Origin of the sequence: Actinoplanes sp. NPDC049316, assembly GCF_040677315.1 — a bacterium.
In the GTDB taxonomy this organism is placed as follows: domain Bacteria; phylum Actinomycetota; class Actinomycetes; order Mycobacteriales; family Micromonosporaceae; genus Actinoplanes.
In genome coordinates this window covers 1-22,783 of the sequence record NZ_JBFAQM010000044.1, presented here as the reverse complement: position 1 = coordinate 22,783, position 22,783 = coordinate 1, and the positions used below count along the sequence as shown (strand labels likewise).

The 22,783-nt window shown below is 72.4% G+C and carries 25 protein-coding genes and 1 pseudogene; 17 read left to right on the top strand and 9 right to left on the bottom strand.

What is annotated here, in order from left to right; genetic code table 11:
• Positions 1-42: 42 nt before the first annotated feature.
• Together AB0K03_RS38460 and cofC are read right to left on the bottom strand one after the other, a co-directional pair.
• A complete protein-coding gene (locus AB0K03_RS38460; protein ID WP_364696181.1) occupies positions 43-240 on the bottom strand; it encodes a cold-shock protein in 198 nt (65 codons plus the stop codon).
• A 10-nt stretch (positions 241-250) separates the two neighbouring features.
• Positions 251-919 carry a 2-phospho-L-lactate guanylyltransferase gene (gene cofC / locus AB0K03_RS38455; RefSeq protein WP_364696178.1) on the bottom strand — a complete coding sequence of 223 codons (669 nt, stop codon included), beginning with the start codon at positions 917-919 and terminating at the stop codon, positions 251-253.
• Between the two features lie 161 nt (positions 920-1,080).
• Between cofC and AB0K03_RS38450 the strand changes: the two genes are divergently transcribed.
• From AB0K03_RS38450 to AB0K03_RS38420, 7 genes are all read left to right on the top strand, one after another.
• The gene (locus AB0K03_RS38450) at positions 1,081-1,773 is read left to right on the top strand and encodes a lysophospholipid acyltransferase family protein (RefSeq protein WP_364696262.1); all 693 of its coding nucleotides are present in this window, start codon (positions 1,081-1,083) and stop codon (positions 1,771-1,773) included.
• Positions 1,770-2,765, top strand: coding sequence for an NAD(P)H-dependent glycerol-3-phosphate dehydrogenase (locus AB0K03_RS38445; RefSeq protein ID WP_364696175.1), 996 nt, complete (start codon positions 1,770-1,772; stop codon positions 2,763-2,765). Before AB0K03_RS38450 ends, AB0K03_RS38445 begins: the two co-directional genes overlap by 4 nt.
• A gap of 82 nt (positions 2,766-2,847) precedes the next feature.
• Positions 2,848-3,951: a cystathionine gamma-lyase gene (locus AB0K03_RS38440; RefSeq protein WP_364696172.1), complete on the top strand. Its 1,104-nt coding sequence runs from the start codon at positions 2,848-2,850 to the stop codon at positions 3,949-3,951.
• Between the two features lie 4 nt (positions 3,952-3,955).
• A complete protein-coding gene (locus tag AB0K03_RS38435) occupies positions 3,956-4,318 on the top strand; it encodes a hypothetical protein (RefSeq protein WP_364696169.1) in 363 nt (120 codons plus the stop codon).
• Positions 4,319-4,373: 55 nt separating this feature from the next.
• Positions 4,374-4,757, top strand: a complete 384-nt coding sequence (locus AB0K03_RS38430) for a GntR family transcriptional regulator (protein ID WP_364696166.1) — start codon at positions 4,374-4,376, stop codon at positions 4,755-4,757.
• Positions 4,754-5,635, top strand: a complete 882-nt coding sequence (locus tag AB0K03_RS38425; RefSeq protein ID WP_364696164.1) for an ABC transporter ATP-binding protein — start codon at positions 4,754-4,756, stop codon at positions 5,633-5,635. Before AB0K03_RS38430 ends, AB0K03_RS38425 begins: the two co-directional genes overlap by 4 nt.
• Positions 5,632-6,321, top strand: coding sequence for a hypothetical protein (locus tag AB0K03_RS38420; protein WP_364696161.1), 690 nt, complete (start codon positions 5,632-5,634; stop codon positions 6,319-6,321). Before AB0K03_RS38425 ends, AB0K03_RS38420 begins: the two co-directional genes overlap by 4 nt.
• Positions 6,322-6,379: 58 nt before the next feature.
• Here AB0K03_RS38420 and AB0K03_RS38415 read toward each other — a convergent pair whose 3' ends face one another.
• Positions 6,380-6,892: a hypothetical protein gene (locus AB0K03_RS38415; RefSeq protein ID WP_364696158.1), complete on the bottom strand. Its 513-nt coding sequence runs from the start codon at positions 6,890-6,892 to the stop codon at positions 6,380-6,382.
• Positions 6,893-7,035: 143 nt separating this feature from the next.
• Here AB0K03_RS38415 and AB0K03_RS38410 point away from each other — a divergent pair, with 143 nt between their 5' ends.
• Positions 7,036-8,139 carry a D-alanine--D-alanine ligase family protein gene (locus tag AB0K03_RS38410; protein ID WP_364696156.1) on the top strand — a complete coding sequence of 368 codons (1,104 nt, stop codon included), beginning with the start codon at positions 7,036-7,038 and terminating at the stop codon, positions 8,137-8,139.
• Between the two features lie 47 nt (positions 8,140-8,186).
• Here AB0K03_RS38410 and AB0K03_RS38405 read toward each other — a convergent pair whose 3' ends face one another.
• Both AB0K03_RS38405 and AB0K03_RS38400 read right to left on the bottom strand, forming a co-directional pair.
• Positions 8,187-8,822, bottom strand: coding sequence for a DUF3515 family protein (locus AB0K03_RS38405; RefSeq protein ID WP_364696154.1), 636 nt, complete (start codon positions 8,820-8,822; stop codon positions 8,187-8,189).
• Position 8,823: 1 nt separating this feature from the next.
• Positions 8,824-9,057: an Lrp/AsnC ligand binding domain-containing protein gene (locus AB0K03_RS38400; RefSeq protein ID WP_364696152.1), complete on the bottom strand. Its 234-nt coding sequence runs from the start codon at positions 9,055-9,057 to the stop codon at positions 8,824-8,826.
• Between the two features lie 296 nt (positions 9,058-9,353).
• Here AB0K03_RS38400 and AB0K03_RS38395 point away from each other — a divergent pair, with 296 nt between their 5' ends.
• Together AB0K03_RS38395 and AB0K03_RS38390 are read left to right on the top strand one after the other, a co-directional pair.
• The gene (locus AB0K03_RS38395; RefSeq protein ID WP_364696259.1) at positions 9,354-10,292 is read left to right on the top strand and encodes a thiamine-phosphate kinase; all 939 of its coding nucleotides are present in this window, start codon (positions 9,354-9,356) and stop codon (positions 10,290-10,292) included.
• A gap of 148 nt (positions 10,293-10,440) precedes the next feature.
• Positions 10,441-10,902: a GNAT family N-acetyltransferase gene (locus AB0K03_RS38390; RefSeq protein ID WP_364696150.1), complete on the top strand. Its 462-nt coding sequence runs from the start codon at positions 10,441-10,443 to the stop codon at positions 10,900-10,902.
• A gap of 210 nt (positions 10,903-11,112) precedes the next feature.
• On the opposite strand, the gene rpmB is transcribed toward AB0K03_RS38390, so the two are convergent.
• A complete protein-coding gene (rpmB, locus tag AB0K03_RS38385; protein WP_023561910.1) occupies positions 11,113-11,304 on the bottom strand; it encodes a 50S ribosomal protein L28 in 192 nt (63 codons plus the stop codon).
• 201 nt (positions 11,305-11,505) lie between these two features.
• Here rpmB and AB0K03_RS38380 point away from each other — a divergent pair.
• From AB0K03_RS38380 to AB0K03_RS38365, 4 genes and pseudogenes are all read left to right on the top strand, one after another.
• A pseudogene (locus AB0K03_RS38380) lies at positions 11,506-11,673 on the top strand (Dak phosphatase); the annotation flags it as partial.
• Between the two features lie 132 nt (positions 11,674-11,805).
• Positions 11,806-13,509, top strand: coding sequence for a DAK2 domain-containing protein (locus AB0K03_RS38375; RefSeq protein ID WP_364696256.1), 1,704 nt, complete (start codon positions 11,806-11,808; stop codon positions 13,507-13,509).
• Positions 13,506-15,710, top strand: coding sequence for an ATP-dependent DNA helicase RecG (gene recG, locus AB0K03_RS38370; protein WP_364696148.1), 2,205 nt, complete (start codon positions 13,506-13,508; stop codon positions 15,708-15,710). The genes AB0K03_RS38375 and recG overlap by 4 nt, the downstream gene beginning before the upstream one ends.
• The gene (locus tag AB0K03_RS38365) at positions 15,707-16,057 is read left to right on the top strand and encodes a DUF952 domain-containing protein (RefSeq protein ID WP_364696146.1); all 351 of its coding nucleotides are present in this window, start codon (positions 15,707-15,709) and stop codon (positions 16,055-16,057) included. Before recG ends, AB0K03_RS38365 begins: the two co-directional genes overlap by 4 nt.
• Before the next feature lie 68 nt (positions 16,058-16,125).
• Here AB0K03_RS38365 and AB0K03_RS38360 read toward each other — a convergent pair whose 3' ends face one another.
• From AB0K03_RS38360 to AB0K03_RS38350, 3 genes are all read right to left on the bottom strand, one after another.
• The gene (locus AB0K03_RS38360) at positions 16,126-17,667 is read right to left on the bottom strand and encodes a cell wall anchor protein (RefSeq protein WP_364696144.1); all 1,542 of its coding nucleotides are present in this window, start codon (positions 17,665-17,667) and stop codon (positions 16,126-16,128) included.
• Positions 17,668-17,745: 78 nt separating this feature from the next.
• On the bottom strand, positions 17,746-19,233 hold the full coding sequence (locus AB0K03_RS38355) for a cell wall anchor protein (protein WP_364696142.1): 1,488 nt from the start codon (positions 19,231-19,233) through the stop codon (positions 17,746-17,748).
• A 323-nt stretch (positions 19,234-19,556) separates the two neighbouring features.
• Positions 19,557-20,525 carry an LPXTG cell wall anchor domain-containing protein gene (locus tag AB0K03_RS38350; RefSeq protein WP_364696140.1) on the bottom strand — a complete coding sequence of 323 codons (969 nt, stop codon included), beginning with the start codon at positions 20,523-20,525 and terminating at the stop codon, positions 19,557-19,559.
• A gap of 404 nt (positions 20,526-20,929) precedes the next feature.
• Here AB0K03_RS38350 and rsmD point away from each other — a divergent pair, with 404 nt between their 5' ends.
• The 3 genes from rsmD to AB0K03_RS38335 all read left to right on the top strand — a co-directional run bounded on the left by rsmD (position 20,930) and on the right by AB0K03_RS38335 (position 22,570).
• The gene (gene rsmD / locus AB0K03_RS38345; protein ID WP_364696138.1) at positions 20,930-21,505 is read left to right on the top strand and encodes a 16S rRNA (guanine(966)-N(2))-methyltransferase RsmD; all 576 of its coding nucleotides are present in this window, start codon (positions 20,930-20,932) and stop codon (positions 21,503-21,505) included.
• Entirely contained in the window at positions 21,502-21,981 is a 480-nt protein-coding gene (coaD, locus tag AB0K03_RS38340) for a pantetheine-phosphate adenylyltransferase (RefSeq protein ID WP_364696136.1), read from the top strand. Before rsmD ends, coaD begins: the two co-directional genes overlap by 4 nt.
• 91 nt (positions 21,982-22,072) lie before the next feature.
• Entirely contained in the window at positions 22,073-22,570 is a 498-nt protein-coding gene (locus tag AB0K03_RS38335; RefSeq protein WP_071805703.1) for a hypothetical protein, read from the top strand.
• Positions 22,571-22,783 lie beyond the last annotated feature (213 nt).

Sequence of the window (22,783 nt, the reverse complement as noted above, 5' to 3'; positions counted from 1 at the left end):
TCCATCATTGCCCGTCCGGGGTTAACGGGAAATGAACAAGACTCAGGAGATTCCGGGAACTTGGACCTTGATCACATCGCCGGCGGCGTCGGCCTCGATCGTGACCCGCTGACCCAGGCGCAGCAGCCGCAGTCCGGAGGCCCGGAACGCGGCGGCCGGGAACGCCACCTCGCTGCCGTCGTCCAGCAGCAGCGTGCCGGTGTGCGTACGGGGATCGAAGGTCGCGACCGTGCCCTGCATGCCGTGCACGCTACCGTGGCGGGCCGGCCGGCACGCGGCAATCATGCCCGGCGGTGAGCCCGAGGTCGCGCAGCAGGGCGCAGGTGTGCTCGCCGGCGCCGAGCCCCAGCACCGCGTGCAGATCCGCGGCGGTGTCCACGTCCTGGCGCAGTCCGGGCCAGTCCCCGGCCAGCACCCGGGCGCCGGAGGCGGCGTGCGCGGCCGCCGACCCCACGCCGAAACGGGGGTCCAGGGCGGTGCCCGGGCCGGCCGTCAGCAGCACCGTGCCCGTCCCGGCGGCGTCCACCACGATGCTGCGGCCGGTGCCTGCGCTCAGCAGCGCGGCGCCCAGCTCGTACGGCCGCAGCGCCGGCAGGTCTCCCGTCAGCACCGCACGTGCCCGGCCGAGACCCGCGACGGAGTCGGCGCCGTGCCGCATGGCCTCGTTGAGCCCGGCCCGGGGACGGTCGGGTGTGACCCGGGCGCCGAGCGTGGCGACCGCCGCGGCCACCTCGGCGTCGTCCGTGACCACCAGCACCTCGGCCACCCGGTCGCAGGCGCCGACCGCGGTCACCGTGTCCCGGACCATGGCCAGGGCGAGCTCCTCGTGCCGGGCGTCGGGCACGGCGCCGCGCAGCCGGCTCTTGGCCGCGACGAGGCGCTTGACGGGAATGACCGCCGTCCAGTCCGCTCCTGACACGCCGACAATCCTGCCACCGCCGGGACCGCCGCCCGCGTCACGGCGACCCGGCCTGGCTACGGCGACCGCGAGCAGGCATGATTTCGTCCCAGGGTGTGGGGGACGGAGGGGATACCGTGGCGCAGCGCAGGCGGCTCGGGTTCTGGCGGCGGCTGGCGGTCATGCTGGTGCTGCCGCCGATGTGGGTGTGGACCCGGCGCAGCTGGTCCGGCATGGAGAATCTGCCGCCCGGCGGCGGCTTCATCATCACGCCGAACCACATCTCGCAGTTCGACCCGCTCGTCGTGGCGCACTACGTGTACGCGTCCGGCCGGTGGCCGCGCTTCCTCGGCAAGGCCAGCGTCTGGAAGGTGCCGTTCATCGGGCTCATGCTGCGCAAGACCCAGCAGATCCCGGTCGAACGCGGCAGTGTGGAGGCGGTGAAGTCCCTCGACTCGCTCATCGAGGCGATCCGGCAGGGCGGTGTCGTGATCATCTACCCGGAGGGCACGACGACCCGGGACCCCGACCTGTGGCCGATGCGGGGCAAGACCGGCGCCGCCCGGCTCGCCCTGGTCACCGGCGCGCCGGTGATCCCGATGGCGACCTGGGGCGCGCAGCAGGTGCACGACGTACGGACCAACAAGATCTCGCTGAAGCCCCGCCGGCCGGTGAGCGTGGTGGCCGGCAAGCCGGTCGACCTGAGCCGCTGGCGGGGCGAGGCGCCGACCCGGGCGGTGCTCGACCAGATGACCGAGGCGATCCAGCTCGCCGGCCGTGACCTGCTCGCCGAGTTGCGCGGCGAGGCGCCGCCGCCGGAGCTCTACCAGGCCCCCGCGCGGCGCCCCTCCGGCCCGGCCGGGGCGTCGGCATGAGGCGCGCCGCGGTGCTGGGCGCCGGCGCCTGGGGCACGGCGTTCGCCAAGATTCTCGCCGAGGCCGGTTCGGACGTGACCATGTGGGCGCGACGCGATTCCGTCGCCGCCGCCATCCGCGAGCAGCACACGAACGAGTCCTCGCTGCCCGGCGTCAAGCTGCCGTCCCTGGTCACCGCCACCAGCGACCTCGGCCAGGCACTTTCCGGCGCCGAGCTCGTGTTCCTCGCCGTGCCCTCGCAGACCCTTCGTGGCAACCTCGCCGACTGGGCGGGGCACCTGCCCGCCGACTGCACGCTCGTCTCCCTGATGAAGGGCATCGAGCTGGGCACCACCAAGCGGATGAGCCAGGTCATCGTCGAGACCGCGCAGGTCGACCCGGACCGCGTCGTGGTGGTCTCCGGGCCCAACCTGGCCCCGGAGATCGCCGCCGAGCAGCCCGCGGCGACGGTGGTGGCCGGCACCGACCCGGCCCGGGCACAGCTCGTGCAGCAGGCCATCGCGCTGCCGTACATCCGGCCGTACACGAGCGACGACGTCATCGGCTGCGAGCTGGGCGGGGCGGTCAAGAACGTCATCGCGCTCGCGTACGGGATGGCCCACGCGATGGGGATGGGCGACAACACCAAGGCGTCGCTGATCACCCGGGGGCTGGCCGAGACCGCCCGGCTCGGGGTGGCGCTCGGCGCGGACCCGATGACGTTCGCGGGCCTCGCGGGCCTGGGCGACCTCGTGGCGACGTGCTCGTCGCCGCTGTCACGCAACCGGACCTTCGGCGAGCACCTCGGCCGCGGCGAGTCGCTCGAGGCGGCGCAGGCCGCGGCGAAGCAGACCGCCGAGGGCGTGAAGAGCTGCCTGGCGATCCGCGACCTCGCCCGCGCGCACGGCGTCGAGATGCCGATCACCGAGCAGGTCGAGCGGGTCTGCCACGAAGGCGTGGATCCCCGCGTCGCCGTGAAGCTGCTGATGGGCAGGGAGATGAAGCCGGAGTGACGGACTGCACCGAACGCCGCCTCCGTGCGGCGGTGCGGGGCCGCGACGGTGAGGGCCAGGAGGCGCGACCATGGGGCACAGCGTGAGCGACAAGGGGGACGGCACGCTGGTCGTCCATGCCGGGCTGCCGGAGCCGGTGCCGGGGGAGCCGTTCCTGCCGGGCCCGGTGTTCGCCGCGCCGTACCACCTCGATCCGGTCACCGGTCCGGGCGAGAACGGGTACGGCCGCCCCGACAACCCGACCCGGCGCGCGCTCGAGGCCGCGATCGGCGAGCTGGAGGGCGGCCGGGTCCGGGCGTTCGCCACCGGGCAGGCCGCCGTCACCGCCTTGCTGCTGTCGGTGCTGCGCTCGGGTGACACCGTGGCGCTGCCCTCCGACGGGTACTTCACCGTCCGCGCCTTCGCCGAGGGGACGCTGCGCGACCTCGGGGTGAGCACGGTGCTCGTGCCCACCGCGGGGCCGTACCCGTCGTTCGAGGGCGTACGCCTGGTGCTGCTGGAGACCCCGGCCAACCCCGGCCTGGACGTCTGCGACCTGCGGGTCGTCTCGGCCGCGGCGCACGCCGCCGGGGCGCTGGTGGCGGTGGACAACACCACGTCGACGCCGCTCGGGCAGCGGCCGCTGGAGCTCGGCGCCGACCTGGTGGTCGCCTCCGGGACCAAGGCGCTGACCGGGCACTCCGACGTGCTGCTCGGGTACGTGGCGACCGGCGACGAGGACCTGCTGGCCCGGGTCACGACGTGGCGCGCGCAGACCGGCGGCACCCCGGGCGCGTTCGACTGCTGGCTCGCGCACCGCTCGCTGGCCACGCTGGATCTGCGGCTGGCCCGGCAGACCGCCAACGCCGCCGCGGTGGCCGACCTGCTCAGCGGGCGTTCCGACGTGACCGGCGTGCGCTGGCCGGGTCTCGGGACCGACCCGTCGTACGAGATCGCCTCGCGCCAGATGCGCCGCATCCCCGGCATCGTCTCGTTCGACCTCGGCAGCGCCGAACGGGTCGCCCGGTTCCTGCAGGCCTCGGAGCTCGTCTTCGCTGCCACGTCCTTCGGCGGGCTGCACACCACGGCCGACCGGCGCGCGCAGTGGGGTGACGACACCGCCCCCGGCTTCGTACGGCTCTCCTGCGGCATCGAGGACACGCCGGATCTGATCGACGACCTGACCGCCGCTCTCGACAAGAGTTGACGCTGTGACGGAGTGGAGCAGTTTCAGCGGCGCCGAGGTGACCGCGCTGGCGCAGGGTGAGAGCTTCTTCGCCGCTCCGGGGGAACGGGACTGCCCGGCCTGCGGTTGTCGCAGCGTGCGCGCGTACGTGAATGCTCCGGAGAACGCACGCAGGCCGACCCTGGTGTCCTACGTCTGGTGCACGTCCTGCCGGAAGTTCGTGGGTACCCGGGCGAAGCATCCCGAGGGCCTGGTGTTCTCGGACCCGCTGGCGGTGCTCGATGCCGCGCAGCGGCGAGAGCTGGAACGCAGCCTCGTCGGCTTCCTCGCCCACCTCGACCGGTTGTGGGACGACGGCGTGCTGCCGCAGTCGTTCGCCGCCGCCTAGGAAAACGCGCCTTGCGTTCATGGCCGTCGTGGTTCTATGGTTCATTACATCAGTAATGAACCGCAGAACTAAGGAGGCCGTGGTGTTCGACGACCGCAGCCCCATCTATCTGCAGATCGCCAACCGGATCAAGGACGAGGTCCTCAGCGGGACGCTGAAGGAGGACGACCAGGTCATGTCCACCAACCAGTACGCGGCGTTCTACCAGATCAACCCGGCCACGGCGGCCAAGGGCTTCGCCCAGCTGGTCGACGAGGGAGTGCTCTACAAGAAGCGCGGCATCGGCATGTTCGTCACCCCGGACGCGCGGGACAAGCTGCGCACCCGGCGGCGCGAGCGCTTCTTCGCCGACGTCGTCGACCCCATGCTCGCCGAGGCCCGGATGATCGGCGTCTCCGTCGACGAGATCAAGCGGCACATCGACGGTGGTGCCCGATGATCTCGCTGCGCGAGCTGACCGTCCGCTACGGCGACACGGTCGCCGTCGACGGCATCACCACGGATCTGGCGCCCGGCAAGATCTACGGGCTGCTGGGACGCAACGGGTCCGGCAAGACCAGCCTGCTCAGCGTGCTCGCGGCGTACCGGGCGGCCAGCGGCGGGTCGGTGACCGTGGACGGCGTGGAGCCGTTCGAGAACGCGCGGGCCATGCGGGACACCGTGTTCGTCCGCGACGTCCCGGACTTCGCGCAGGCCGACCGCGTCGGCAAGGTCCTCGCCTTCCACGCGCGGCTGCGGCCCCGCTGGGACGCCGGGTACGCCGACCACCTGGCCGACGCGTTCGGCCTCGACCGCCGCAAGCGGGTCTCGGCACTGTCGCGGGGGCAGCGGTCGTCGCTCGGCGTCGTCATCGGCCTCGCCACCCGGGCCCCGCTGACCATCCTCGACGAGGCCTATCTGGGCATGGACGCCGTCGCACGCAGCGTCTTCCAGCGTGAGCTGCTCGCCGACTACCTCGCCCACCCGCGCACGGTCATCCTCTCCACCCACCTCATCCAGGAGGTCGCGGACCTCTTCGAGCAGGTGCTGATCCTCGACCGCGGCCGCCTGATCGTGCAGGAGGACACCGACACCTTCCGGTCCCGCGGCGTCGCCGTGACCGGTCCGGCCGAGGCGGTGGAGACGTTCGTGTCCGGCCGTACGGTGCTCGCCCGGCAGAGCCTCGGCGGCGTCCGCCAGGCGACCCTCTACGGCGGGCTCGACGACGACGAGCAGCGGCGGGCCGGCAGCGCCGGGCTGACCCTGGAGCCGGTCGGCATCCAGGACCTCTTCATCCACCTCACCTCGGCAGAGCGCACCCCGGAGGCGGTCCGATGACCACTGTGCTCACCACACTTCTCCGCATGTACCGGCCGACGCTGCTGTGGTTCGCCGGCTTCCTCGTCGTCGGCGTGACCGTCATCGACGCGGTGGTCGGGCGGTTCGCCGAGCAGCCGTTCAGCCTGTGGATGTTCGTCGCCGGATCCGCCGTCAAGTACTGGCTGGGCGTCGTCGGCGTCACCCTCGTCGCCGTCAACCTGCGGCAGTTCGTGGCGGCCGGCATCACCCGGCGCGACTTCATCGCCGGCGGGCTGCTCTTCGGCGTACTCCTGGCCGTCGCCTTCGCGCTGTTCGTGCCGGTCGGGCACGGCTTCGAGTACGCGCTGCGCGGCGGTGCGGACGGGGTGCCCACGGACTATCCGCAGTGGTCGCCCGGCGTGGCCGTCAGCGAGTTCGGGCACATCCTGCCGAGCTGCCTCGCCTACCTCGTCGCGGGCGCCGCCGCGAGTGCGGGCTTCTACCGCTTCGGCGCGTGGGGCGGCCTGCCCCTGCTCGTCCCCGCGCTGGTGCCGGTGGCCGCCTCCGAAGGGCTGCTCGGGCTCGGTGACAACGGGGAGGTGCTGACGCGCTTCCTGCCGTACAGCGCCGCGCTGGCGGTGTGCTTGCTGGTGACGGTTCTCGGCGTGGTGCTGTACCACCGCGAGCTGCGGCACGTGGCGATCCGCTCGGCGCCGATGGGCTGAGACGGGAGGACCACGACGGTCGGCTGCCACGGGGGGAGCCGGCCGTCGTGCATCGCCTTCAACGCGGCTGGGTGCTGCTCGCAAAGCCGCCGTGGGCGATGGCGAAGTCGTGGAGCCAGGCGCGCTGGGCCTCGGTGTCCGGCACCGGCAGGCCGCGGGCCTCGGTCACCAGGCGCAGGGCGCGTTCCGGGCCCACGCCGAGCATCACCAGCGTCACGCAGGCCAGCAGCGTCGACCGGCCGATGCCCGCGAAGCACTGGGTCACCACGAAACGGCCCGCCCGGACGTGGGCTGCCAGCCGTACGCCCAGCTCCACGACGTCGTCCGGCACCCCGCGGTCCGGGATCGGGAACGACACATGCTGGATGCCCGCGGCTGCAGCGGCCTCCGCGACGCCCGTGCGGCCGAGGCGTTCCTCCTCGGCCGGGGTGAGCGCCGACACGATCACGTCCACGCCGGCGGCGGCCAGACCGGCCATCTCCTGCGCCAGCCGAGCCCCGCCGCGGCCGTGCGCCATGGTCGCCAGCCGCCCGGGACCGTGCCAGGCGATCACGTGCAGTGCTGGTCTCATCGACTCCCCGTCTCCATACGCCGGTCCGCTGCCCGCCGACTCCAGATTGTGGTTCACGCAGAGTAGGGTCACCTCCGGCATGCCCGCAGCCCGGCTCCGCGCGGCGGGCGGCCCAGCGATCCCCGGCAACGAGAGGCCATGTCATGACGACCCCTCGCAAAACCCGTGTGGCGATCGTGTTCGGTGGCCGCAGCACCGAGCACGCCATCTCGTGCGTGAGCGCGGGCAGCATCCTGGCCGCCCTCGACCCCGACGAGTACGAGGTCGTGCCGGTCGGCATCACCCGCGAGGGCTCCTGGGTGCTCGCCGGCGACGACCCGGGCCGGCTCGCCATCGAGGGGGACCGGCTGCCGGAGATCACCGCCGAGTCCGGCAAGGCGGTCGTGCTGCCCGCCGACCCCACGTCGTCCGGGCTGATGGTGGTGGAGCCCGCCGGCGGCGTCGCGGTCCTCGCCGGTGTCGACGTGGTCTTCCCCGCCCTGCACGGGGCGTACGGCGAGGACGGCACGATCCAGGGCATGCTCGAGATGGCCGGCATCCCGTACGTGGGCGCGAACGTCTTCGCCTCGGCGGCCGGCATGGACAAGGAGTTCACCAAGAAGCTCGCCGCCGCCGAAGGCATCCCCGTGGGGCCGTACGCGGTCCTGCGCGCCGGCCACTCGCTGTCCGAGGCGGACAAGGAGCGGCTCGGCCTCCCCGTCTTCGTGAAGCCGTCGCGGGCCGGCTCGTCGTACGGCATCAGCAAGGTCACCGACTGGGCGGACCTGGACGAGGCGGTGGCCAAGGCCCGGCAGATCGACCCCAAGGTGCTCGTCGAGGCGGCGATCGTGGGCCGCGAGGTGGAGTGCGGCGTGCTGGAGGGCGAGGCCGGCGGCGCGCCCGAGGCCTCCCTGCTCGCCGAGATCCTCGTCACCACGGCCGACGACGAGTTCTACGACTTCGACGCGAAGTACCTGGGCGACGGGACGCCGTACCAGATCCCCGCCGACCTCAAGCCGGACGTCACCCGCCGGATCCAGGAGTACGCGGCCCGCACCTTCACGGCGCTCGACTGCGCCGGACTGGCCCGTGTGGACTTCTTCGTGACCGCCGACGACGAGATCCTGCTCAACGAGATCAACACGATGCCGGGCTTCACGCCGACGTCGATGTTCCCGCTGATGTGGGCCGCCACGGGCCTGGACTACCCGAAGGTCGTGGACCGCCTGATCCGTACGGCGCTGCGCCGCGGCACCGGCCTGCACTGATCGCTGGCCTTTGCAGGGCCGGCCCGCTGCTTCGAAGGGCCGGCCCGTCACACGCAGCCGGACGGGACGCCTTCGGTCACGGACTTGTCGGTCTCCACCACGACGTCGGAGAACTCGTTCGCCCACTGGGCCGGCTGCTCGTACTGCTTGGGGATCGTGACCTGCACCGGCACCTCACGGTCCATCGTGGTGAACGTGGTGGCGTCGGCCTTCGGGTCGGCGTACCAGCAGACCCGGTTCATGTTGAGCAGCTCCGTGTCCAGCGGCACGCAGCCCGAGCCGGTCTCGTCGAGCGACTTGCACATCACCGGCCGGGCGACCCCGCACGCGACCGTGATGGGTGGCTCGCCGTAGGCGGCGTTCTGCTCCGGGCCGGCGCTCACCTTGCGCGCGGCCAGATCCCGCACCTTCACGGGCAGCTGAGACGTCACCGCGAGGCAGACCGACGCCGGTCGCTCACCCAGCTTCGGCGCCGCCATCTGCACGGGCGCGCTCGGCACGACCGCGGGCTGCGTCACCGCGGGCTGCGCCTTCGGTTCATCCGGCGCGATCTGCGTGAAGATTCCCCACCCGACAAGCAGAGCCACCGGTACGGCCACGACAGTCGCCCACAGGGCCGCGCTGCGCGTCACCGGATCCTTGGCGGGGGGCTGCTTGCCCGGGCGGGTCTCCACATCGACCATGTCAGAGATTTACCACGGAGCACGTGACGGTCCGGGTGATGCCCGGCACGTACTGGATTTTGCTCACAATCATCCGCCCGAGCTCGTCGACGCTGTGCCCCTCGGCGAGCACGACCACGTCGTACGGCCCGGTCACCGCGTCGCACCGGACCACGCCGGGGATCTTGCCGATGGCCGCGGCCACGTCCCGGGCCTTGCCTACCTCGGTCTGGATGAGGATGTACGCCTGAACCACAATCCGTCTCCTGTCCGCCGCGCGCCGGTGACCCGAACGTGAAACTACAGTACGGAGCGCGCTCCTCGCGGCATGCTGAGCGCGCGCACCCACAAATCGGGTGCGCGTTCCGCCGGCCGTGTGCCCGGCGCGCGGCCGGGTGGCTGCGGGCCGGCCGTGCCGGTCGCGCGGCCCGGGTGGCTGCGGGCCGGCTGCGCGGCCCCGGCGGCTGCGGGCCTGGCGCGCAGCCCGGCTGGCTGCGGGACGACCACAGGGTGGCTCGGCGGGATCCGAGGGGAACGAGGGGGACGGTGGACGTGAGCATCGCGGAGACGGGGGAGTTCGGGCTGATCGCCCGGATCGTCGCGCGGCTCGGGAGCGGCCCGGCGAGCCTGCTCGGCCCGGGCGACGACGCCGCGGTGGTGGCCGCGCCCGACAAGCGGATCGTGGCGTCGACGGACGTCCTCGTGGAGGGCCGGCATTTCCGCCGCGACTGGTCCAGCGCCGGTGACGTGGGCCGCCGTGCGGCAGCCGCCAACCTCGCGGACATCGCGGCGATGGGCGCGACGCCGACCGCGTTGCTGGTGGCGCTGTGCGTACCGTCGGATCTGGACGTCACCTGGGCCGAGGAACTGGCCGAAGGGCTCTCGGAGGAGGCGGCACGCACGGGCGCCACGGTGGTGGGCGGAGACATGTCGTCGAGCCCCACCTTGACCATCGCGGTCACGGCGCTGGGCGATCTGGGCGGGCGTGCCCCGGTGGTGCGCAGCGGGGCCCAGCCGGGAGACGTGGTCGCGCTCGCCGGCCGTACGGGCTTCGCCGCGGCGGGCTACACCGTGCTGTCGCGCGGATTCCGCACGCCGAAGGTGCTCGTCGAGGCGTACCGCAAGCCGGCCGTCCCGTACGCGGAGGGCCCGGCGGCCGCGGCGGCCGGAGCGACCTCGATGATCGACGTGTCCGACGGCCTGCTGCAGGATCTGGGCCACGTGGCCGCGGCGAGCGTGGTGGGCATCGACATCCGCCGCGACGCGTTCGAGGTCCCCGCCCAGATGCGTGACGCGGCGTCGGCGCTCGGCGTCGACCCGTACGTGTGGCTCCTCGCCGGCGGCGACGACCACGCCCTGGCCGCGACCTTCCCGTCCGCGGCGAGCCTGCCGCCGGCCTGGCGCGTCATCGGCAGCGTGCACGAGGGCACCGGGGTGACGGTGGACCGCAAGCCGTGGCAGGGCGGCACCGGCTGGGACCACTTCCGCTGACGGTCTTCCGGTCGCGTTCCAGGGGTGCTCTCTTGCATCTCAACGGCCGCCGGCTGTGATCCGGTTTCTCGTGGCCGGCGGGCGGCAGCTGGGTGGGCCGCTTGGGACCGCTTCCGCCGGGCGCGGCGGTGGTCGTTAGCGTGGCGGGGTGGAGAAGATCAAGATCCGCGAGGCCGGCTTCGGCGACCCCGCGGTGCAGCGCCTCATCGCGGCCGCGATGGCCGAGCTCAGCGCACGGTACGGCGGCAGCGGCGACGACACCCCGGTCACCCCGTCCGACTTCGCCCCGCCGGACGGCGCGTTCCTCGTGGCGGAGGACGAGACGGGCCGGCTGCTCGGCTGCGCGGGCTGGCGTACCCACGGAGACGACGCCGAGCTCAAGCGCATGTTCACGATCGCGGACTCCCGGGGCCGCGGCGTGGCCCGCCAGGTGCTGGCCGCGATCGAGGAGTCGGCCCGGCAGCGGGGACGCAAACGGGTGATTCTGGAGACCGGCGACAAGCAGCCCGAAGCGATCGCCCTGTACGAGAAGTACGGCTATGAGCGGATCGAGGACTTCGGCTACTACAAGGGTGAGCCGGGAGTGCTGTCGTACGCCCGGACGCTGTAAGCGGCCGCTTCTTCCGGCAGACACGCGTGCCTGCCGGGTCACGGGGGGCCGGCAGACACGCGTGCCTGCCGGGTCACGGGGGGCCGGCAGACACGCGTAGCCGCCGGGTCACGGGGACCCGGCAGACACGCGTAGCCGCCGGGTCACGGGGACCCGGCGGCTACGGGAAGTGCTGTTCTCCGGCGCGGCGATCAGCCCGGCGCCCGCGCGTCAGGCGCGGACGACCTTGCCGGCCTTGATGCACGAGGTGCAGACCTTCAGCTTCTTGGTGTTGCCGCCACCGGCCGGGGTGCGCACCGACTGGATGTTCGGGTTCCAGCGGCGGTTGGTCCGCCGGTGCGAGTGGGACACGTTGTGGCCGAAGCCCGGTCCCTTGCCACAGACGTCGCACACGCTAGCCACGGGGTACTCCTGGGATTGATACGCCGGGCGGACTTGACGAAGCCCGGCTGCGAACTGAGGGTGCCTCGGAGATTCATGCCACGGGCAGACTGCGCCCGGGCAACCTGGCCAGGTTACCCGATGCCGCCGCCGGACAGCCAATCGCCCCGGAGGCCGCCGAGGGACCCGGCGAATGTCGGAGGCGGTTAGTACGCTTTTCGCGTGCTGGAGACCCTCGACGCCGCCGCGGTGCGCCGCTGGTGCGGCGCTGGGCTCGCGGCCCTGCGCGCGCACCAGCACGAGATCGACGAGCTGAACGTCTACCCGGTGCCCGACGGCGACACGGGCACGAACCTCGTCCTCACGCTCACATCGGCGCACGAGGCAGTCGAGGCCTACCTGTCGCGCGCCGACCTGACCGGCGGCGCGCCGAGCCTGACGGACCCCACGCCGGCCTCCGCGGCCGGAGCGGACAGCTGCGGCAACGGGCGGGCGACACCCGCGGACCCGCCGCCGACGGCCGTGGAAACCCCGGACAACCCCACCGAGGCCGGCGCGGTGAGCAGCGCCGAGGCCGGCGCCGGCAGTCGCGCCGAGACCAGCGCGGGCAGCAACGCCGAGGCCGGCACCGGCAGCGGCGTGAAGGACGCGCGGACGCTGCTGGGACGGGTGATGCGTCGAATGGCCCGAGGGGCCCTCCTCGGCGCCCGCGGCAACTCCGGCGTCATCGTCTCGCAGATCCTGCGCGGCATGGCCGACACCTTCGCCACGACGGCCTCCGCCCGCGGTGCCGATCTGGCCCGCGCGCTCCGCACGGCGAGCGAGGCCGCGTACGCCGCCGTTGCCCGTCCCGTCGAGGGCACGGTTCTCTCCGTGGTGGCCGCCGCGGCCGAGGGAGCGGGCCGGATCAAGTCCGACGACCTGATCACGGTGGCCCGGGCTGCCGCGCGCTCGGCGGCCGAGGCGCTGGCCCGTACCCCTCAGCAGCTGCCGGTCCTGGCCCGCGCCGGGGTCGTCGACGCCGGTGGCCGGGGGCTGGTCGTCCTGCTCGACGCCCTGGTGGAGGCGCTCAGCAACCCCGAATGGGAGTCCCCTTCCGCGGCCGGTGCGGCCCCCGCGGCCGCGTCGCAACCCGCCGACCACGGGTACGAGGTGCAGTACCTGCTGGATGCCGGCGCTGCGGCGGTGGACCGGCTCCGTGGCGCCCTCGAAGGGCTGGGCGACTCGCTCGTGGTGGTGGGCACGGGCGACGGCGAGCCGCCGACCTGGAACGTCCACGTGCACGTCGACGTCCACGACATCGGCGCGGCGATCGAGGCCGGGCTGGCGGCGGGGCGGCCGTACCGGATCTCCGTGACGCGGCTGGAGGACCACCGCCACGATCACGTCACCCCTCCGGAATCCGACGTCGTGGTCCCGGCGGTCCCGCAGCCGGCCGCGGATCCGGCCGCGGAGGAGCCCCTGCACGGCGCCGTCGTCGTGGCGGCCGGTGACGGGCTGACCTCGCTCTTCGCCGACGAGGGCGCCGTCGTCGTGGACCGGAACCCGTCCACCGCCGAGATGCTCGCCGCCATCGCCGCGACCCGGGCCCGGCGGGTCGTGCTGCTGCCCAACGACGCGAACACCCACGCCGTCGCCGTGTCCGCCGCGCGCGAGGCGGCCGGCCAGGGCGTACGGGTCAGCGTGGTGCCCACCCGGTCGCCGGTGCAGGCGCTCGCCGCGCTGGCCGTGCGGGATCCGGGCCGCCGGTTCGACGACGACGTGATCGCCATGGCCGAGGCCGCCGGCGCGTGTCGCTACGGCGAGGTGACCACGGCCGCCCGGGAGGCGCTCACCGTCGCCGGCCGCTGCCGCCCCGGTGACCTGCTCGGCCTGGTCGACGGCGAGGTCCACGTCATCGTCACCCCGGCCGGCGAAGCGTCGTCCCCGGCGGCCGTGTCCCCGGCCCGGGACGCGGTCACGGTCGAGGCCGGGACGGCCGGGGACGTGGGCGCGGTCGGGGAGGCCGGCATGGCCGGCGACGACCTGGCCGAGGTCTCCCGCCGGCTGCTCGACCGCATGCTGGGCGGCGGCGGTGAGCTGGTCTCGCTGGTCCTGGGCGCCGACGCCCCGCCCGGCCTGGAGGATGTGCTGCGGGCCCACATCGCCCGCGCGTGGCCGTTCGTCGAGGTGCAGTGTTTCGCCGGTGGCCAGCCCCGATACCACCTCCTGGTAGGAGTGGAATGACCGACACGACCATCGCGACGACGACCACCACGCCGCTGCGGAAGGTGCTGGGGGAGCGGACCGCGAAGGCGCTCGCCACGCACCTCGATCTGCACACCGCCGGGGATCTGATCTACCACTTCCCGCGCCGTTACGACGAGCGCGGCGAGCACACCGATCTGCGCGCGCTCGAGGTCGGGGAGCAGGTCACCCTGCTCGCCCAGGTGAAGAGCACGACCGTACGCCCGATGCGCCAGCGCCGCGGCACCATGCTGGAGATCACCATCGGCGACGGCTCCGGCGCGACGCTGACCTGCACGTTCTTCAACCAGGCGTGGCGGGAGCGGGAGCTGCGTACGGGCCGGTGGGGGCTGTTCGCGGGCAAGGTCACCGACTTCCGGGGCAAGCGCCAGCTCAACGGGCCCGCGTACCAGTTGCTGCGCGCTGACGCGACGCAGGACGAGGCGGCCGAGGAGATCGAGGAGTTCGCGGGCGCGCTGATCCCCGTCTATCCCGCGGCCGCCGCCGTGCCGACGTGGACGATCGCGAAGTGCGTACGGACCGTGCTCGACACCTTCCAGCCGCCGGACGATCCGTTGCCCGGGACCGTGCGCGCCAACCGCAACCTCGTGGGCATCGGCACGGCCCTGCGTGAGATCCACCGGCCGAGCTCCAAGGAGGACCTGTTCCGCGCGAAGCACCGGTTGAAGTGGGACGAGGCTTTCGCCGTACAGCTGACGCTCGTGCAGCGCAAGGCCCGCGCGGCCGCCGCGCCCGGACGGTCGCGACCCCGCCGGGAGGACGGGATCCTGGCCGCGTTCGACGCGGCCCTGCCGTACGAGCTGACCGAGGGCCAGGCGCGGGTCGGCGAGGAGATCGCCGCGGACCTGGCGCGGCCGCATCCGATGCACCGGCTGCTGCAGGGCGAGGTCGGTTCCGGCAAGACCCTCGTCGCCGTGCGGGCGATGCTGCAGGTGGTCGATGCGGGTGGCCAGGCGGCGCTGCTCGCCCCGACCGAGGTGCTGGCCACCCAGCACCATCGCAGCATCAGTGCCCAGCTGGGTGCGCTGGGCCGGGCCGGGGAGATCGACGGGGATCCGGACGGTACGCAGCTGACGCTCGTCACCGGCTCGCTCGGCGCGGCGGCGCGGCGGGCGGCGCTCGCCAAGGTCGCGGACGGCAGTGCCGGGATCGTTGTCGGCACGCACGCCCTGCTGTACGAGGGTGTCGACTTCCACGATCTCGGCCTGGTGGTCGTGGACGAGCAGCACCGGTTCGGGGTGGAGCAGCGGGACGCGTTGCGCGCCAAGGCCGCCCGGCCGCCGCACGTGCTCGTCATGACCGCGACGCCGATCCCGCGGACGGTCGCGATGACGGTGTACGGCGACCTCGAGACCTCCACCCTCTCCCAGCTGCCGCGCGGCCGGTCGCCGATCGCGTCGCACGTGGTGCCCCCGGAGCGCCCGGCGTTCCTCGAGCGCGCGTGGCAACGGGTGAAGGAAGAGGTCAAGGCCGGACACCAGGCGTACGTGGTGTGCCCGCGCATCGGCGACGCGGCGGGCGCGGAGGACGACGGCGAGCCACCCGGCGACAATGAATCCAGCCGGCGCCCGCCGCTGGCCGTTCTGGACGTGGCCCCGATTCTGGAGGAAGGCCCCTTGCGCGGGCTGCGGATCGGGATCCTGCACGGGCGGCTGCCGGCCGACGAGAAGGACGCGGTGATGCGCAGCTTCGCCGCCGGTGATCTGGACGTGCTGGTGGCGACCACGGTCATCGAGGTCGGCGTGGACGTGCCCAACTCCACCGTCATGATCATCATGGATGCGGATCGGTTCGGCGTCTCCCAGCTGCACCAGCTGCGCGGCCGGGTGGGCCGGGGCTCGGCGCCGGGCATCTGCCTGCTGGTCACCGAGGCGATGGAGGGCACACCCGCCCGCGACCGTCTCGACGCGGTGGCGTCCACGACGGACGGCTTCAAGCTGGCCGAGCTCGACCTGGAGCAGCGCCGCGAGGGCGACGTGCTGGGCGCGTCGCAGTCCGGCAAGCACAGCCACCTGCGGCTGCTCTCGTTGCTGCGGGACAGCAAGCTCATCACCGAGGCCCGGGCCGAGGCCGCCGACCTGGTCCGGGACGACCCGGCGCTGGAGCGGCACCCGGCGCTGGCGGCCTCCGTGGCGGCGCTGGTGGACGAGGAACGAGCGGAATACCTGGAGAAGGGATGATCCTGCACTTCTGCCCGCGCGCCGACTGGGACGCTGCCCAGGCGACCGGCGTCTACCGCGCGGATTCGCTGGCCACCCAGGGCTTCATCCACTGCTCCACCCCGGAGCAGGTGCACATCCCGGCCACTCTGCTGGCCCGCGGCCGCACGGATCTGGTGCTGCTGGTGCTGGAGGAGTCGCTGCTGCCCGTACCCGTGGTCTGGGAGGACGGCGACCCACCGGATCCGGGCGGGATGCAGTTCCCGCACCTGTACGCGCCGATCCCGGTCGCGGCCGTCTCCGGGGTCCATCCCTGGACCCCGGAGACCGACGGCTCCTTCACCCCGCCGACGTTCCTCAGCAAGTGAAGGCGTTCCTCAGCAAGTGAGGGCGTTCCTCAGCAAGTGAAGGCGTTTCTCAGAAGTGAAGGCGTTTCTCAGGGAGTGAAGGTCACCCGGCGGCGCCGGGCCAGGTAGAACAGCACCCCACCGGCGATCAGCAGCGCCAGCGCGCCACTCGCGATCGCCCCGGCGGCGGCGCCGGTGACGGGAAGACCGCCGCCGTCGCCGCCGGGCGTGCCGCCGTTGTCGCCGCCCGGTGTGCCGTCGCCCGGCGTGTCGCCCCCGTCGCCGCTGCCGTCGCAGTCCACTTCGGCGAGCGCGGCGGTGATCGGCTCGATGCCGAGGCCGGGGAACGCGATCGTCGCGACGCGGGCGTCGCCGGCCGGGAACGTCACCTTCTCCGAGGCGCCCGGCGCGACCGTCACCTGTTTAGACTCCTTGCCGTAGGTGACCGTGGCAGCCGCCGGGGCGCCGCCCTGCGGGTTGGTGATCGTGACGGTGACCGTCTCGCAGTCGTTCGTCACGGTCACCGCGGGCGGCTCGCAGTCGTCCGGCCGCTTCCAGTCGTACGTGATGTCGTCCATGCCGTCGGCGCTGACGGTGATGGTGCCGGTGCCGGCGGGGACGGTGACGGTTTCGCCCTTGCCGGGCTTGACGGTGACGGTCTTGGTGAACTCGCCGGCGGTGATGGTGAAGTCGACGGCGTAGCGGCTGATCTCGCCGTTGTTGCTGAGGTTGAGCTGGACGGTGCCGTCGCACTGCGACAGTGGTTCGACGGCCGGGGTCTGGCAGCCCTTGCCGCCGCCGTTGTACCAGCCCTGCGGGCCCTTCGAGCGTGCGCCGGGGCCGTCGTTGCTGCCGAGCTTCTTGTCGCCGTAGCGGGGGCCGCCCTCGGTGATCTCGTCGATGATGTCCTTCTCGCCGCCGAAGAACAGGTCGACCTGGGCGTTGCAGTCCGGCAGGGCCGCGGAGAGGGCAACCGAGCGGTTGTCGTTGCCCAGGGTCGCGGTCTGGTGGTCGTGGGCGTACTGCGGGACCGAGAACTCGGGCTTCGGCGCGAAGTACGTGACCAGCGTGACCGGCTCGTCGTGGCAGAGCTTCACGCCGTCGTCCAGCGTCACGGTGGCCGTCGCCCGGCCGTCGCCGACCGTGAAGTCGTGGTGGAACGTCGCGTCGGCGGCTTCGACGCAGGGGGTCTCCGCGGGCTTGCAGTCGCCCAGGGTCACGGTGGCCCGGTTGTCGGTGTCCTTGGCGTGGTCCCAGATGCCGACGAAGGAGACCGTGGCGGACGGCGTACCGCCGGGGAGCGTCTGGTGCAGCACGACCTTGCCGATCGTGCCGCTCGGGGCGCGGCGCGGGATCAGGTAGCCGTCGGTCAAGTCCGGCACGGGGGACGGATCGGTGCGCAGCTTGTCGACCCGGGCGAACGTGTCACCGCTGTTGGTCAGGGTCCAGGAGACGAGCCACTCGCCCTTGTCGGGGTTGCAGGTCGCCTCACCGGTGACCGTCGTCTGCGGACCCGCCGCGACGGCCGGACCCGCCGCGAGGGCCGGACCCGCCGCGAGGGCCGTGCCGGTCAGGGTGAGCAGGGTGCCCGCGGCGACCGCCGCGATGCGGTGGAGCAGGGACTTCGACACTGGTCCGCCTTGGTCGCAGGTGGGGAGGGCGCGCCGACCGGGTGGTCGGCGCGCCCTGTCGATCGGGTACGGCCGTTGCTACGCGGTGAAGCGGATCTTGCGTCGGCGAGCGGTGACGAACAGCACCGCACCGGCGATCAGCAGGAGGGCCGCGCCGCCCGCGATGCCGCCGGCCACCGGGCCGGTGACGGGGAGGCCGGGCTCGTCGCTGTCGCCACCGCCGGCGCCACCGCCGTTGTCGCAGTCCAGCTTCTCGAGCGTCGCCTTGATCGGCTCGACGTCGAGGCCGGGGAACTCGACCGTCGCGTACGTCGCCTTGCCGGCGTCGAACGTGACCTTCTCCGACTTGCCGGCCGCCACGGTCACGGTCTCCGACTTCCCGCCGTACGTGATCTTCGCCGTCGCCGGGGTGACGCCCTCGGGGTTCTCGACGGTGATCGCGACGGTGTCACAGTCGTTCTCGACGATCACGGTGGGCAGCGCGCAGTCCTCGGGCGCCTTCCAGTCGTACGTGATGTCGTCCATGCCGTCGGCGCTGACGGTGATGGTGCCGGCGCCGGCGGGGACGGTGACGGTCTCGCCCTTGCCGGGCTTGACGGTGACGGTCTTGGAGAAGTCGCCGGCGGTGATGGTGAAGTCGACGGCGTAGCGGCTGATCTCGCCGTTGTTGCTGAGGTTGAGCTGGACGGTGCCGTCGCACTGCGACAGTGGTTCGACGGCCGGGGTCTGGCAGCCCTTGCCGCCGCCGTTGTACCAGCCCTGCGGGCCCTTCGAGCGTGCGCCGGGGCCGTCGTTGCTGCCGAGCTTCTTGTCGCCGTAGCGGGGGCCGCCCTCGGTGATCTCGTCGATGATGTCCTTCTCGCCGCCGAAGAACAGGTCGACCTGCGTGTTGCAGTCCGGCACGTCGACGGTCAGCGTCACCGAGCGGTGCTCGTTGTCGATCGAGCCGGTGTCGCTGTCGTACTTGTACTGCGGCACGGCGAACTGCGGCTTCGGCGCGAAGTACGACACGAGCGTGACCGGCTCGCCCTCGCACAGCTTGACGCCGTCGTCGAGGGTCACGGTGGCCGTGGAACCCTTCTCGCTCACGCCGAACGTGTGGTGGAAGCTCGCCTGCCCGGCCTCGACGCAGGGCGTCTCGACGGGGGCGCACGGCTCGCTCAGGTCCACCTTGGCCGAATTGTCCTGGTCGACGAATCCGTCGGAGGACCAGATGGACTTGAAGGAGATCGTGGCTTCCTTCGCGTCGCCGGTCACCTTCTGGGTGAGGGTGAGCTCACCGTTGCTGCGGCGCTCCGACTTGGGGATGACGAGGTTGCCCTCGGCGGCCTTCTCGACCTCGGTGGGCGTGGTCTTGAGGTCCGCCACGGTGGCGTCGGTGGGGTAGTCGTTGGTGAGCGTCCAGGTCACGATCCGCGTACCGGTGGCGGTGTCGCAGACGGCCGTGCCGCTGACGTTCGAGGCGTGGGCGCTGGCGGGCGCGGTGACGGCCGCGGCTCCACCCAGGCCGATGAGCGCGCCGGCGAGGACAGTCGCGGCGCGGCGGAGCGGGGAGTTCAACTTCACGCGTACTCCTGGGGGCGGTGTAACCGAGGGGGCACGACCAGGAAGGCAGGACCGGCGTCGGGTGAGGGACGGGCCGGGGACGACGCCTCCCCAGGTCGTCGAGCCGATAGCGTTTCGTCGGCGCGCCTGACCTTAGCGATTGCTCGGAATCTGGGAAGAGGCACAGAACGGCTTAAGGGTCTTGTTGCGCATCCGAGACCATCGCTGTACCGACGGCACCAGGGTCGATGCGCTGTGTTGTCGTCGATCGAAATAACCGTCACCCGGACGAGCGAGGGGCGCGCCGACCGTGACGGTCCGCGCGCCCCTCGGGCGTGGTGCTATCAGGCGGTGAACTTCACCTTGCGACGGCGGGCGAAGAAGAACAGCGCCACACCCGCGGCGAGCAGGACGCCCGCACCGGCGGCGATGCTGCCCGCGGCGGCACCGGTCAGCGGCAGGGACGGCTCGTCGTCACCGCCGCCACCACCGGCCGCGCAGCCCTCGGGGGCCTCCCAGGCGATGGTCTCGGACTGGTCCTCGTAGCCCTGGAGGTAGATCTTCAGCTTGAAGCCCTCGGAGGTCTGGAACGTGGTGGTCTTCTTCTCGCCCGGCTTGATGACGAGGGTCCGCTTCTCACCCTTGTTGGGCTCGAGCACCAGCGGGATCTCCACGCCGTCCTCGGGGTTGTCCAGACCCACGGTCATCGAGTCGCAGGTGACCTCGAAGATCGGCTCGGCCTCGCCGTAGCTCGGGGTGGGCTCGGGGGCCGGGGCGGACTCGCTGGGGACCGGGGTCGACTCCTCGGGGGTCGACGCGCTGGGCGCGGGCTCGCTCGGGGTCGACGCGCTCGGCTCCGGCTCGGTGCTCGGGGTCGAGGCGCTGGGCTGCGGGGCGGGGGCCGTGCAGGTCTCCGGCTTGGACACCGTGGCGGTCGCGTCCCTGACGAAGTCGTCGTCCCACTTCAGCGAGACCTTGAGCCCGGCCGTGGCGTCCGAGCCCTCGAGGGTGCTCGTGCCGACCAGCGGGTTGCTGAAGTTGGGGGCGACGCGCTCGCCGATCTTGATCGCGCCGTCCGGGGCGGCGGCGTTGGAGGTCTCCACCTCGCGCACCGTGGCCCAGACGCCGAAGTCGTTCGCGACGGACCAGTCGACCTTCCACTGGCCGTTGGCCTCGGCGCAGGTGACCGTGCCCTTGATGACGGGCGCGTGGGCGCTGGCCGGGCCGATCAGGGCGACCGCGCCGGCCAGGCCGAGGAAGGCGCCGGCCACGACCGCGGTGGTGCGCCGGAACGGGGACTTAAGCAGGTTCACGCCTACTCCTGTGAAGAGGACCGGGGGTACGGCGCAGGGCAGGCTGAAGGCGGCCCGTCGCGCGGTCATGGGCGTCCGCGAGGGCCCGCGACGACGCCTCCCCGCATCGTCGAGCCGACAGCGTTTCGTCGGCGGCCGGTCGACCATAGCGACTGAGACGAGCCTGAAGACCGTCCCAGGCTTCGCTAAGCGGGTTGATACATATTCGTGATCTTCCCTCTACGGATCGCACCGAAGTGGATGCGATCGGTGTCGATCCGTCCGTTTCGGGAGGGGAAAAGTTCACTCCGCAGTGGCCGGTGCTTTGTGGTGGCGTAGCGTCACAGCGTGCTACTAGAACGTGTCGCCGGGGTCGATCCGGCTGCCCCCTTCTCCGCCGCGGGGCGCCGGCCGCGGGCGGTCGCATGACCCGGATCATCGCGGGCGCGCACGGTGGCCGCCGCCTCTCCGCGCCGCCCGGCGCGCTGACCAGGCCCACGTCGGACCGGGTACGCGAGGCCTACTTCAGCGCCCTGGAAGCCATGACCGACCTCGAAGGCGCCCGCTTCGCCGACCTGTACGCGGGCTCCGGCGCGATCGGCCTGGAGGCGCTGTCCCGCGGGGCGGCGTACGCGCTGCTGGTCGAGGCCGACGCCAAGGCCGCCCGGGTCATCCGCGACAACATCGTCACGCTGCGCGCCGGTGACTCCGCCCGGCTGATCACCGGCAAGGTGGCGCAGGTGCTCGCGTCCCCGCCCGAGGGCGGTCCGTACGACGTCATCTTCGCCGACCCGCCGTACGCGGTGAGTGACGATGAGATCGACGAGGTGCAGCGCGCGCTGCTGGACAACGGCTGGCTCGCCGGGGACGCGGTCGTGACCTTCGAGCGGTCCACCCGTACGGCGGTGCGCGGCGCGCCGCTGAACTGGGTGGACGGCATCACCGCCGACCGCAGCCGGCGCTACGGGGAGACCACACTTTGGTACGGTCGCCGATCATGAGACGAGCGGTCTGTCCCGGCTCCTTCGACCCGGTCACCAACGGCCACCTCGACATCGTCGGGCGGGCCAGCCGGCTCTTCGACGAGGTCATCGTCGGCGTGCTGATCAACCACTCCAAGACCGGGCTGTTCACGGTGGAGGAGCGCATCGACATGCTGCGCCAGGCGACCGCGGCGTACGACAACATCCGGGTCGAGTCCTTCCACGGGCTGCTCGTCGACTTCTGCCGGGCCCAGGGCGCCGCCGTGGTCATCAAGGGCCTGCGCGCGGTCAGCGACTTCGACTACGAGTTGCAGATGGCGCAGATGAACATCGGACTCTCCGGCGTGGAGACATTGTTCATGCCGACGAACCCGCTGTATTCCTTCCTCTCTTCCAGTCTCGTCAAGGACGTGGTCAAGTGGGGCGGGGACGCCTCGCCGTACGTCCCGGACTTCGTCGGGGAGCGACTCGTGACGAGGCTGCGGCAAAACTGACGGCGTGGCCTTCGCGGTCTCGTCGTCGGGTTCGGCAGTAACGTGATCGCACCACTCAGCGTGAGTGCGAGCTGACAGGAGTGAGGCGCCGGTGGATCCGCTCGACCGCATCGACGAGATCATCTCCATGGTGGAGCAGGCACGATCCGTCCCGATGTCGCGGACGAACTTCATGTTCGACCGCGCGGAGATGGTCGCGCTGCTCGACGAGCTGCGCTCCGAGCTCCCGGGCGACCTGCGCCGCGCCGTGGCCCTCCTGGAGGAGCGCGACAAGATCATCGACGCCGGCAAGCGTGAGGCGGACCGGATCATCAGCGAGGGTGAGACCGAGCACGCCCGGCTCGTCTCGGTGAACGAGATCACGGTCTCCGCGGAGCACGAGGGCGCCCGGATCATCGCGGAGGCCCGCGCGGAGGCGCAGCGCCTGCGCGAGGAGGTCGACGACTACGTCGACACGGCGCTGGCGAACTTCGAGCAGTTCCTCACCCGGGCCCTGGCGTCGATAGAGCGTGGCCGCGACAAGATGCACGCGCTGCGTGAGATCGGCACCTTCCAGGGCGAGGACAGCGAACGCCCCCTCCCGTTCTGATCTTCCCCGCCGGCCGGAAAGGCCGCCGGCGGCCGCGACCCGACCCGCCGCCGGGCCCGCTGGTCCGGCCGGCCGACCCGCCACCGGGCCCGCCGACCCGCGCCACCGGGCCCGCCGACCCGCCACCACGAACGCACCACCGCCAACATGTTCGGCCAGCGCATCCACCCCGACGGGCACGGCGTCTGGACCGACGGCACACGCCAGGTCGGC

What these genes read in the sequence shown, in the direction of transcription:
- AB0K03_RS38460 (WP_364696181.1), bottom strand. Translation starts at nt 240, where the DNA reads ATGCAGGGCACGGTCGCGACCTTCGATCCCCGTACGCACACCGGCACG.
- AB0K03_RS38450 (WP_364696262.1), top strand. Translation starts at nt 1,081, where the DNA reads ATGCTGGTGCTGCCGCCGATGTGGGTGTGGACCCGGCGCAGCTGGTCC.
- AB0K03_RS38445 (WP_364696175.1), top strand. Translation starts at nt 1,770, where the DNA reads ATGAGGCGCGCCGCGGTGCTGGGCGCCGGCGCCTGGGGCACGGCGTTC.
- AB0K03_RS38430 (WP_364696166.1), top strand. Translation starts at nt 4,374, where the DNA reads ATGAACCGCAGAACTAAGGAGGCCGTGGTGTTCGACGACCGCAGCCCC.
- AB0K03_RS38425 (WP_364696164.1), top strand. Translation starts at nt 4,754, where the DNA reads ATGATCTCGCTGCGCGAGCTGACCGTCCGCTACGGCGACACGGTCGCC.
- AB0K03_RS38420 (WP_364696161.1), top strand. Translation starts at nt 5,632, where the DNA reads ATGACCACTGTGCTCACCACACTTCTCCGCATGTACCGGCCGACGCTG.
- AB0K03_RS38415 (WP_364696158.1), bottom strand. Translation starts at nt 6,892, where the DNA reads ATGAGACCAGCACTGCACGTGATCGCCTGGCACGGTCCCGGGCGGCTG.
- AB0K03_RS38410 (WP_364696156.1), top strand. Translation starts at nt 7,036, where the DNA reads ATGACGACCCCTCGCAAAACCCGTGTGGCGATCGTGTTCGGTGGCCGC.
- AB0K03_RS38405 (WP_364696154.1), bottom strand. Translation starts at nt 8,822, where the DNA reads ATGGTCGATGTGGAGACCCGCCCGGGCAAGCAGCCCCCCGCCAAGGAT.
- recG (WP_364696148.1), top strand. Translation starts at nt 13,506, where the DNA reads ATGACCGACACGACCATCGCGACGACGACCACCACGCCGCTGCGGAAG.
- AB0K03_RS38365 (WP_364696146.1), top strand. Translation starts at nt 15,707, where the DNA reads ATGATCCTGCACTTCTGCCCGCGCGCCGACTGGGACGCTGCCCAGGCG.
- rsmD (WP_364696138.1), top strand. Translation starts at nt 20,930, where the DNA reads ATGACCCGGATCATCGCGGGCGCGCACGGTGGCCGCCGCCTCTCCGCG.
- coaD (WP_364696136.1), top strand. Translation starts at nt 21,502, where the DNA reads ATGAGACGAGCGGTCTGTCCCGGCTCCTTCGACCCGGTCACCAACGGC.